This window comes from Deltaproteobacteria bacterium, from assembly GCA_009930495.1.
GTDB lineage: Bacteria > Desulfobacterota > Desulfovibrionia > Desulfovibrionales > Desulfomicrobiaceae > Desulfomicrobium.
On record RZYB01000276.1, the window covers coordinates 1 to 2,448 of the forward strand.

The 2,448-nt window shown below is 58.1% G+C and carries 3 protein-coding genes; all 3 read left to right on the forward strand.

The genetic code is table 11. The annotated features are described in order from the left end of the window. Positions 1–393 (forward strand): IMP dehydrogenase (locus EOL86_13680; protein ID NCD26624.1); only part of this gene is annotated, 393 nt, incomplete at its 5' end. Positions 394–438: 45 nt separating this feature from the next. Next, positions 439–1,986, forward strand: coding sequence for a glutamine-hydrolyzing GMP synthase (locus EOL86_13685; GenBank protein ID NCD26625.1), 1,548 nt, complete (start codon positions 439–441; stop codon positions 1,984–1,986). Between the two features lie 34 nt (positions 1,987–2,020). Further along, positions 2,021–2,317: a twin-arginine translocase subunit TatB gene (gene tatB, locus EOL86_13690; protein NCD26626.1), complete on the forward strand. Its 297-nt coding sequence runs from the start codon at positions 2,021–2,023 to the stop codon at positions 2,315–2,317. Positions 2,318–2,448: the final 131 nt, after the last annotated feature.

Consider the following 2,448-nt stretch of genomic DNA (forward strand, 5'->3'; position numbering starts at 1 on the left):
GTCATGATGGGTTCCATGTTCGCGGGCACCGAGGAAAGTCCGGGCGAGAAGATTTTGTACCAAGGACGAACCTACAAGATTTATCGCGGCATGGGCTCCATCGATGCCATGAAGGACGGCAGCAGCGACCGGTATTTTCAGGAAGGCTCCAAAAAGTTGGTGCCGGAAGGTATTGTGGGCCGGGTCCCGTACAAGGGTTCGGTCTTGGAAACCATTGATCAGCTGGTCGGAGGACTGCGTTCCGGCATGGGATATCTGGGTGCCTCCGATATTCCGGCCCTGTGGGACAAGGCGCAGTTCGTGGAGATATCCGCCGCTGGTCTGCGCGAAAGCCACGTCCACGACGTGATCATTACCAAGGAAGCGCCCAATTACCGGGTGGACGCCTACTAACCTCGCTTGCAAGACCGCCCGCCACGAGCGGGCGGAGGAAACATCATGGATATTCAGGAAAAGGTCATTATTCTTGATTTCGGCTCGCAGTATACCCAGCTCATCGCCAGGCGTACACGCGAATCCGGCGTGTATTCGGAAATTCACCCCTGCACCATCACCACGGCCGAACTGAAGGCGCTTGGCCCCAACGCCATCATTTTGTCCGGTGGCCCGTCATCGGTCACCAGCGCGGACGCTCCCTCCGTGGACCCGGAGATTTTCACCTGGGGGTTGCCCGTTCTTGGTATTTGCTACGGCATGCAGCTCATGGCCCATCTTTTGGGCGGCCGGGTGGCGCCGTCGACGGATCGCGAGTATGGCCGCAGCGAACTGCAATTTGTCGCGCCCTGTCCGTTGTGGGAGCGGCTCGCCGGCGAGGGCGGCCTGACGGCCTGGATGTCGCACGGAGACCACGTTTTGGCTCCGCCTCCCGGATTCACGGTGACAGCCAAGACATCCACCATCGAAATCGCGGCCATGGCCGACGTGAATCGCAAGATGTACGCGCTTCAGTTTCATCCGGAAGTGGCCCACACCGAGCAGGGCGACGAGATTTTGCGCACGTTTCTTTTTCAGGTCGCGGGACTCAAGTCCTCCTGGACCATGTCGTCCTTCGTGGATTCCCTGCTCCAAAATCTGCCAACCCAGATCGGGCAGGACAAGGTCGTCTGCGGGTTGTCCGGTGGCATCGATTCGACCGTGGTCGCGGTGCTTCTGAACAAGGCCATCGGCAAGAATCTGCATTGTATTTTCGTGGATAACGGCCTGCTCCGGGCCGGGGAAGGCGAGGAGGTCGTTGGGTATCTGCGCGAGCATTTCGATCTCAATCTGCATTACATCAAGGCGCAGGATAAATTTTTGTCCCGCTTGGACGGGATCGAGGACCCCGAGCAGAAACGCAAGATCATCGGCTACACCTTTATCGAGGTTTTCGAAGAGGAAGCCAAGAAAATCAGTGGTGTGAAATATCTGGCGCAAGGCACGCTCTATCCCGACGTCATTGAGTCCGTCAGTTTCAAGGGCCCTTCGGCCGTGATCAAGAGCCATCACAATGTTGGCGGCTTGCCGGAAAAAATGAATCTGGCCCTGATCGAACCCTTGCGGGAACTGTTCAAGGACGAAGTGCGCAAAGTGGCCCAGGAACTGGGCCTGCCGGATTTCATCGTCTGGCGGCATCCCTTTCCTGGTCCGGGTCTGGCCATTCGCGTCGTGGGCGAGATCACGGCGTCGCGGCTGGAAATTCTGCGTCAGGCGGACAAGATCGTGCAGCACGAGCTCATGGCTTCCAACTGGTACTACAAGGTTTGGCAGGGTTTTGCCGTCCTTTTGCCGCTCAAGACCGTCGGTGTCATGGGAGATGAAAGAACGTACGAGCATGTCATTGCCCTGCGGATCGTGGATTCCATCGACGCCATGACCGCGGACTGGTCGCGGATGCCCAGTGAGATACTGGCCCGGATTTCGAACCGGATCATCAATGAAGTCAAAGGGGTAAATCGCGTGGTTTACGACATTTCGTCCAAGCCGCCGAGCACCATCGAGTGGGAATAACGGACCGCACTAAATCCTTATCGGAGCACGCCGTATGTTTGGAATTGGCTCAACGGAGCTGGTAGTTATCCTCGTGGTTGCATTGATCATTCTTGGGCCGAGCAAGTTGCCGGAAATTGCCCGTTCCCTGGGAAAGGCCCTGGGCGAGTTCCGCCGGGTCAGCACCGACGTGAAGCGGACCATTGAAATGGAAGCCGAACAGGCCGAGCAGAAAGTCAAAACCGAGGAGGCCAAGAAGGAACTCTTTCCAGAAACCGCCTCGAAAGCCGATGGTGTCGAGACGGCCAAGCCCGCCTCGGAGGCCAATGGCGAAGCCAAGGGCAAGGCATGAACGGGGAATCCAGGATTATCCGTGATCAGGAAGAAACTGTCGATCCGCAGCGGACGCGGCCTGACGCGGTGACGCCCGCCACGGCCATGGCCGAAGAGGATGTGGCCGCGCCAGAAGATTCCGCGGCCACT